Origin of the sequence: Flavobacterium sp. SM2513 (assembly GCF_050908145.1) — a bacterium.
GTDB lineage: Bacteria > Bacteroidota > Bacteroidia > Flavobacteriales > Flavobacteriaceae > Flavobacterium.
Window position 1 is genome coordinate 3,765,001 of the sequence record NZ_CP194228.1, and the last position, 7,500, is coordinate 3,772,500.

Genomic DNA, 7,500 nt, shown 5'->3' on the forward strand with positions numbered 1-7,500 from the left:
GCGCTTTCATCACTCCGTCACCCCATCACAGTTATAACAAGTACGGGAATATTAACCCGTTGTCCATCGACTGTCCCTTTCGGGTTCGCCTTAGGTCCCGACTAACCCACAGCTGATTAGCATAGCTGTGGAAACCTTAGTCTTTCGGTGTGCGGGTTTCTCGCCCGCATTATCGTTACTTATGCCTACATTTTCTTTTCTCACCGGTCCAGCATACCTTACGATACACCTTCTACCCTGTGAGAATGCTCCCCTACCACTTACAATAAATTGTAAATCCATAGCTTCGGTAATATACTTATGCCCGATTATTATCCATGCTCGTCCGCTCGACTAGTGAGCTGTTACGCACTCTTTAAATGAATGGCTGCTTCCAAGCCAACATCCTAGCTGTCTGGGCAGACAAACCTCGTTCTTTCAACTTAGTATATATTTGGGGACCTTAGCTGATGGTCTGGGTTCTTTCCCTCTCGGACTTGGACCTTAGCACCCAAGCCCTCACTGTTATGAAACATTATATAGCATTCGGAGTTTGTCAGGAATTGGTAGGCGGTGAAGCCCCCGCATCCAATCAGTAGCTCTACCTCTATATAACTTTACGCATAACGCTGCACCTAAATGCATTTCGGGGAGTACGAGCTATTTCCGAGTTTGATTGGCCTTTCACCCCTACCCACAGATCATCCCAAGACTTTTCAACGTCAACGGGTTCGGTCCTCCACTATGTGTTACCACAGCTTCAACCTGTCCATGGGTAGATCACACGGTTTCGCGTCTAACACTACTGACTAAAGCGCCCTATTCAGACTCGCTTTCGCTACGGATCCGTGGCTTAACCACTTAACCTTGCCAGCAACGTTAACTCGTAGGCTCATTATGCAAAAGGCACGCCGTCACCCCACGAAAGGGCTCCGACCGCTTGTAAGCGTATGGTTTCAGGATCTATTTCACTCCGTTATTCACGGTTCTTTTCACCTTTCCCTCACGGTACTGGTTCACTATCGGTCTCTCAGGAGTATTTAGCCTTAGCGGATGGTCCCGCCAAATTCAGACAGGATTTCTCGTGTCCCGCCCTACTCAGGATACCACTATCTATTACATTTATTACCCATACGGGACTATCACCCTCTTTGGTTAACCTTTCCAGGTTATTCCGGTTCTGCATGCATAAAATGTCGTGGTCCTACAACCCCAACATTGCCGTAACAACATTGGTTTGGGCTAATCCGCGTTCGCTCGCCACTACTTACGGAATCACTTTTGTTTTCTTCTCCTCCGCCTACTTAGATGTTTCAGTTCAGCGGGTTTGCCCTCCTATCGGAGTAATACATCTTCAATGTATTGGGTTGCCCCATTCAGGTATTTACGGATCGTCTGATGTGTGCTCATCCCCGTAACTTTTCGCAGCTTATCACGCCTTTCATCGCCTCTGAGAGCCTAGGCATTCCCCATACGCCCTTATTTTGCTTATTGTACCAGTATAAATTAATATACTTGTGTGCTTCTATTTACATAAAAGCGTTTCTTTCTACTTATTAAATATTTTCTTATCTCAATATGTCAATGAACGGGTTTCCTTTCGGAATTGTGGAGAATAACGGAGTCGAACCGTTGACCTCCTGCGTGCAAGGCAGGCGCTCTAGCCAGCTGAGCTAATTCCCCGTTTTTAGTTGTCAGTTAACAGTCTTTCAGTCGCAATGTACTGTAAACTGTATACCGTATACTGTAAACTGGTTTCTCAACCTCTAAAATTTCCTTTAAGTATAAAATAGTAGTCCCGGGCAGACTCGAACTGCCGACCCCAACATTATCAGTGTTGTACTCTAACCAGCTGAGCTACGAGACTCTGTTTTATTACTTTTTTTTTTAAATCAACAGCGAAAAGAGTAAAGTAAGTCTAACTTACTTCGTTATTATTGCGTCTTTCTCTAGAAAGGAGGTGTTCCAGCCGCACCTTCCGGTACGGCTACCTTGTTACGACTTAGCCCTAGTTACCAGTTTTACCCTAGGCAGCTCCTTGCGGTCACCGACTTCAGGCACCCCCAGCTTCCATGGCTTGACGGGCGGTGTGTACAAGGCCCGGGAACGTATTCACCGGATCATGGCTGATATCCGATTACTAGCGATTCCAGCTTCACGGAGTCGAGTTGCAGACTCCGATCCGAACTGAGAACGGTTTTGTAGATTCGCTCCTGGTCACCCAGTGGCTGCTCTCTGTACCGTCCATTGTAGCACGTGTGTAGCCCAAGGCGTAAGGGCCGTGATGATTTGACGTCATCCCCACCTTCCTCACAGTTTGCACTGGCAGTCTTGTTAGAGTTCCCGACATGACTCGCTGGCAACTAACAACAGGGGTTGCGCTCGTTATAGGACTTAACCTGACACCTCACGGCACGAGCTGACGACAACCATGCAGCACCTTGTAAATTGTCTTGCGAAAAGTCTGTTTCCAAACCGGTCAATCTACATTTAAGCCTTGGTAAGGTTCCTCGCGTATCATCGAATTAAACCACATGCTCCACCGCTTGTGCGGGCCCCCGTCAATTCCTTTGAGTTTCAAACTTGCGTTCGTACTCCCCAGGTGGGATACTTATCACTTTCGCTTAGCCACTGAACTTGCGCCCAACAGCTAGTATCCATCGTTTACGGCGTGGACTACCAGGGTATCTAATCCTGTTCGCTCCCCACGCTTTCGTCCATCAGCGTCAATCAATTAGTAGTAACCTGCCTTCGCAATTGGTATTCCATGTAATATCTAAGCATTTCACCGCTACACTACATATTCTAGTTACTTCCTAATAATTCAAGCCTAGTAGTATCAATGGCCGTTTCCCCGTTGAGCGGGGAGATTTCACCACTGACTTGCTAGGCCGCCTACGGACCCTTTAAACCCAATGATTCCGGATAACGCTTGGATCCTCCGTATTACCGCGGCTGCTGGCACGGAGTTAGCCGATCCTTATTCTTACAGTACCGTCAATCTACTTCACGAAGTAGGGTTTCTTCCTGTACAAAAGCAGTTTACAATCCATAGGACCGTCATCCTGCACGCGGCATGGCTGGTTCAGAGTTGCCTCCATTGACCAATATTCCTCACTGCTGCCTCCCGTAGGAGTCTGGTCCGTGTCTCAGTACCAGTGTGGGGGATCTCCCTCTCAGGACCCCTACCCATCGTTGCCTTGGTAAGCCGTTACCTTACCAACTAGCTAATGGGACGCATGCTCATCTTTCACCGTTGTGACTTTAATATCATGTTGATGCCAACTCGATATACTATGAGGTATTAATCCAAATTTCTCTGGGCTATCCCTCTGTGAAAGGTAGATTGCATACGCGTTACGCACCCGTGCGCCGGTCTCTAGAGAGCAAGCTCTCTATACCCCTCGACTTGCATGTGTTAAGCCTGCCGCTAGCGTTCATCCTGAGCCAGGATCAAACTCTTCATCGTATATTGTGTGAGACTTAATAAATCAAGCCTCTAATTGTTGACGAATTTCTAACTCGTAAATCTTAACGATTTACCTTACTCTTTTTTTCTTTGTTCTGAGAATCTCTTCTCAAAACGGCTGTCAATTCAATATGTCTATGAACGTGTCATTCTTGTTTTCGTTTCGTTTTTCACTTAGCGTGTTTCTCGAAGCGGGTGCAAAAGTACATCTTATTTTTAATCTGGCAAGCTTTTTTTGAAGTTTTTTTGAAAACTTTCGCTTCCCTTTTTCTTCTCTATTACTTACTCAATCTCTCAATGAACATCCTCTCTTGCGGGGTGCAAAGGTAAATCCTTCTTTTATTTCTGGCAAGCCTTTTTGAAAATATTTTTAAGCTTATTCTCTCCAATTCTTAACCTCAAAATGTCTGATGAACTTTGCCTTGTTAGCGGGTGCAAAACTAATACTTCTTTTCTCATCTCGCAAATTTATTTTTAGATTATTTCTAATCCTTTTCTTGAGGGGGAATGTCAGTATTTGTATGAACTTGCGCCTTATTGCGGGTGCAAAAGTAACACTTCTTTTCTCTTATACAAGCGTCTTTGTAAAGTAATTGTAAAGTATTTTTTAAAGCATTAGAATAATGAGAGTTGCAAGCAAAAGTTCTTTTATAAATAAAGGGATTTGTGGATGGATGTAGCGATACAAAGATTTAAAGATGGAAGTACTTAGATATTTGCGGTCTGGATATACTAATTTAGCTGGGAGTTTAAGTTAAGAGAAAAAACCTTAATTTTAACTTATGACAAAAGAGAGAAAAATTTATGACGCAGCATTTAAGATAAAAGCTGTAGAACTAAGCAATGAACGTTCGAACATTACTGAATTAGCCAGAGAATTAGGCATCCGTGTTATTATGCTTTATAAGTGGCGTAAAGATTACGATAAATTTGGCAGTGGTAGCTTTCCTGGTAATGGGATTTTAAAACAAACAGCAGAGCAAAAATTGATTAGCGAATTAGAGGCTAAACTGAAAGAAGCTGAATTAGAACGGGATATATTAAAAAAAGCAGTGGGCATTTTTTATTCATGTGTTTAAGTTTGTTTTTTTGTATTCATGAATCTTCGATTTCCAAGAGCGGTCGATGATATTTGATTTTATTACAAATAATAGAAAAATATTTCCGATTGAAAAGATGCGTAAAGTTTTAAAGGTCAGACAGAGTGGCTATTACCGGTGGATAATTGCTGCTACTTCTAAAAGACTTCAGAAAAAGACTGTTTTAAAAGAAAAAATTAAGCCCTTTATTTTGAATCCAAACAACGGTACGGAAGTCCACGACCCGAGAGCTATGCTCGAACTGGCGAAGCAATTACAATGGAAGTAAATTTTTTAGTGTATAAAATTTCAAGACCCGAGAGCTTGCTCGAACTGGCGAAGCAATTACAGTCGCAAAATACATGAGAGAACTTAGTTTAAAAAGTAAGTTGAGCAAAAAATTCAAGATTACCACCGATTCTAAACACAACTATTTACTTGTTGAAAATGTGTTAAATAAACAACTTGTGGTTTCTCAGTCCTCAAAAGCATGGGTTTCGGACATTACATATATTCATACTAAAGAAGGTTTTTTGTATTTGACAACGGTAATGGATTTGTATGACAGAAAAATCATCGGCTGGAGCTTAAATGATGGAATGAGTACAAATGACCCGAGCGATAGCGAACAGGCGAAGCAAACAACTTTAGCATCATGGAAAATGGCAATTAGAAACAGAAATGTAAACAAGGGATTAATTTTTCGTTGCTTCGCCAGTTCGAGCAGAGCTCTCGGGTCGGATACGAGGTGTCCAGTATGCCAATAACAAATTTGCAAATGTTTTAGACTCATATAAAGTAACTCGAAACATGAGCAGAACAGGAAATTATTGGGATAATGCCGTGGCAGAGAGCTTTTTTAAATCATTGAACGCGGAATTAATCTACGGCAATAAGCTCATCACAAAAGAACAAATGAAACTTCAAGTTTTTGAATACATTGAACTCTGGTACAATCAAAAAAGGAGACATTCAGCTTTAAAATATATGACAATTGGATATTCCGGAGCAAACTGTACACCCGATTCCGGTTTAAACTGAACAGGTAATTCCGGAGCAAACTGTACACCGTGATTCCGGTTCAAAGTGAACAGTTTTGATGATGATTTTTTGTCCTACTTTGTGATCTAATCACATGGGTATGGCTAATAAATCAATAGGATCAATTATGATACGAGAAATCATCAGGCTGAAGGACAATGGTCTTTCGAACAATCAAATATCCAAAAGCCTTGGAAAATCAAGGACAACAATCATCAAATATCTTTGTTTGATAGAGAAGTCTGGAATTTGCTTCAAGGAACTCCTTGAACTCAAAGGAGATGAATTATCTGAGCTCTTCGAAGTTCCCAATGAGTTAGATTTACTTAATAGAGAGCAGATTCACAAAGATTTACATTCCATTTTTCCTTATATCGAAAAGGAATTAAAGCGTGTGGGTGTCACCCGTCAGATTCTCTGGACTGAGTACAAGACAAAGCATCCGCAGGGGGTTATGTACAGTCAGTTCTGCGACCATTATAACAAATGGAACCGAAAATCAGAAGGGTACATGCCCACTACCCACAAAGCTGGAGAAAAACTCTTCATAGATTATGCGGGCAAAAAACTCCACATCATCGACAAGGAAACCGGTGAACTAAAGCCAGTGGAAGTCTTTGTTGCCACCCTTGGTGCAAGCCAATACACTTATGTAGAAGCCTCTTTTTCGCAGCAGATTCCCGATTTTATAGGTAGTGTTCAAAACTGTTTGCATTATCTAGGAGGGGTCCCAGCTTGCATTATTCCTGACAATTTAAAATCAGCAGTAACCAAATCCAATAGATACGAGCCGCATGTAAACGAACAATTTGCCTGCTTTGCTTCGCATTACGACACTTCAATTATGCCTGCAAGAGCCTTGAAACCCAAGGATAAATCTTTAGTTGAAGGTGCCGTGAATATCACTTATACCCGCATATATGCTGCCTTAAGAGATAAAGAATTTTATAGCATTGCTGAATTGAATTTGGCTATAAAGAAGCTTCTTTTGATTTACAACCAAACCCCTTTTCAAAAGAAACATAGTAGTCGTACAGCTCTATTTTTAGAAATTGAAAAGGATGCTTTAAAGTCATTGCCTATAGAGAAATATGAGCTTAGAGACTACAAAATCGCCACCGTACAAAAGAACTGTCATGCCTATTATTCTGCGGACAAAAACTATTACAGCGTACCCAACGCCTATATCGGAAAGAAAGTGAAAATGGTTCTTACCCAAAGCGTGGTGGAAATCTACCACAACCAAGCCCGAATTGCACTTCATCCACGCAGCCGCAAGGCTTATCATTATGTAACCCTAAAGGAACACATGCCCGTCAATCACACCTATAATAGCGATTGGAGTTCGGAATATTTTATTGCATGGGCACAAAAAATAGGCAGTCATACAAAGGAGTATATCGAGAAAATATTGGATAAAAAGCAGTATCCTGAACAGAGCTACAAGAGTTGTATGGGAATATTGAGCATGGAGTCCAAGATAGGAAAGCAGCGTTTGGACAACGCCTGTAAACGGGCACTGAACTATGATGCTATCAGCTACAATTCTATCAAAAATATTTTAGAGAGAGGACTTGATAAAGAAGAGGAACATGCCGATTCATTCAATATATCAATTTCTAACCATGACAATATCAGAGGGTCAAAATATTATGCTTAACATTTTAAATAAAATAAAATTATGAATACAAATGCCACTATTGAAAAGATGCAGAAAATGCGTTTAAACGGAATGAAAAGAGCGTATGAATCTTCATTCGAAACCAGAAATCAGGACACTTTTACCAACGATGAGTTCATTGCCTGGCTCATCGAATCTGAAGACAACGGGCGTAATAACAGCCGAACCGAGCGATTACTCAAAAATGCAAAGTTCCATTATCAGGCATCATTAGAGGAGATAAGCTATACCGGTGATCGCAATATTGATCG

Annotated in this window: 6 protein-coding genes, 2 tRNA genes and 2 rRNA genes (2 of these 10 cut by a window edge); 6 read left to right on the forward strand and 4 right to left on the reverse strand. The window is 41.7% G+C overall.

The window, feature by feature from the left end:
• From ACQ5J2_RS16130 to ACQ5J2_RS16145, 4 genes are all read right to left on the reverse strand, one after another.
• A 23S ribosomal RNA gene (locus ACQ5J2_RS16130) occupies positions 1-1,473 on the reverse strand; it reaches 1,411 nt to the left of the window's first position.
• A 115-nt stretch (positions 1,474-1,588) separates the two neighbouring features.
• Positions 1,589-1,662 (reverse strand) — tRNA-Ala (locus ACQ5J2_RS16135).
• A gap of 110 nt (positions 1,663-1,772) precedes the next feature.
• A tRNA-Ile gene (locus ACQ5J2_RS16140) sits at positions 1,773-1,846 on the reverse strand.
• An 86-nt stretch (positions 1,847-1,932) separates the two neighbouring features.
• Positions 1,933-3,448, reverse strand: a 16S ribosomal RNA gene (locus ACQ5J2_RS16145).
• Together the 16S and 23S rRNA genes with 2 tRNA genes alongside form the textbook arrangement of a ribosomal RNA operon.
• Positions 3,449-4,230: 782 nt before the next feature.
• On the opposite strand from ACQ5J2_RS16145, the gene ACQ5J2_RS16150 reads away from it, so the two are divergent.
• From ACQ5J2_RS16150 to istB, 6 genes are all read left to right on the forward strand, one after another.
• Positions 4,231-4,527, forward strand: a complete 297-nt coding sequence (locus tag ACQ5J2_RS16150; RefSeq protein WP_432671508.1) for a transposase — start codon at positions 4,231-4,233, stop codon at positions 4,525-4,527.
• 97 nt (positions 4,528-4,624) lie between these two features.
• A complete protein-coding gene (locus tag ACQ5J2_RS16155; protein ID WP_432671510.1) occupies positions 4,625-4,816 on the forward strand; it encodes a hypothetical protein in 192 nt (63 codons plus the stop codon).
• Between the two features lie 73 nt (positions 4,817-4,889).
• The gene (locus ACQ5J2_RS16160) at positions 4,890-5,294 is read left to right on the forward strand and encodes a DDE-type integrase/transposase/recombinase (RefSeq protein ID WP_432671512.1); all 405 of its coding nucleotides are present in this window, start codon (positions 4,890-4,892) and stop codon (positions 5,292-5,294) included.
• Positions 5,295-5,337: 43 nt separating this feature from the next.
• Entirely contained in the window at positions 5,338-5,568 is a 231-nt protein-coding gene (locus ACQ5J2_RS16165) for an IS3 family transposase (RefSeq protein WP_432671513.1), read from the forward strand.
• A 100-nt stretch (positions 5,569-5,668) separates the two neighbouring features.
• Positions 5,669-7,228 carry an IS21 family transposase gene (gene istA, locus ACQ5J2_RS16170; protein WP_432670667.1) on the forward strand — a complete coding sequence of 520 codons (1,560 nt, stop codon included), beginning with the start codon at positions 5,669-5,671 and terminating at the stop codon, positions 7,226-7,228.
• A 21-nt stretch (positions 7,229-7,249) separates the two neighbouring features.
• Positions 7,250-7,500 carry the 5' portion of an IS21-like element helper ATPase IstB gene (gene istB, locus ACQ5J2_RS16175; protein WP_432670668.1) on the forward strand. The gene runs 484 nt beyond the window's last position, so 251 of the gene's 735 nt are visible here — the first part of the coding sequence; the start codon lies at positions 7,250-7,252; its stop codon lies off the right edge, out of view.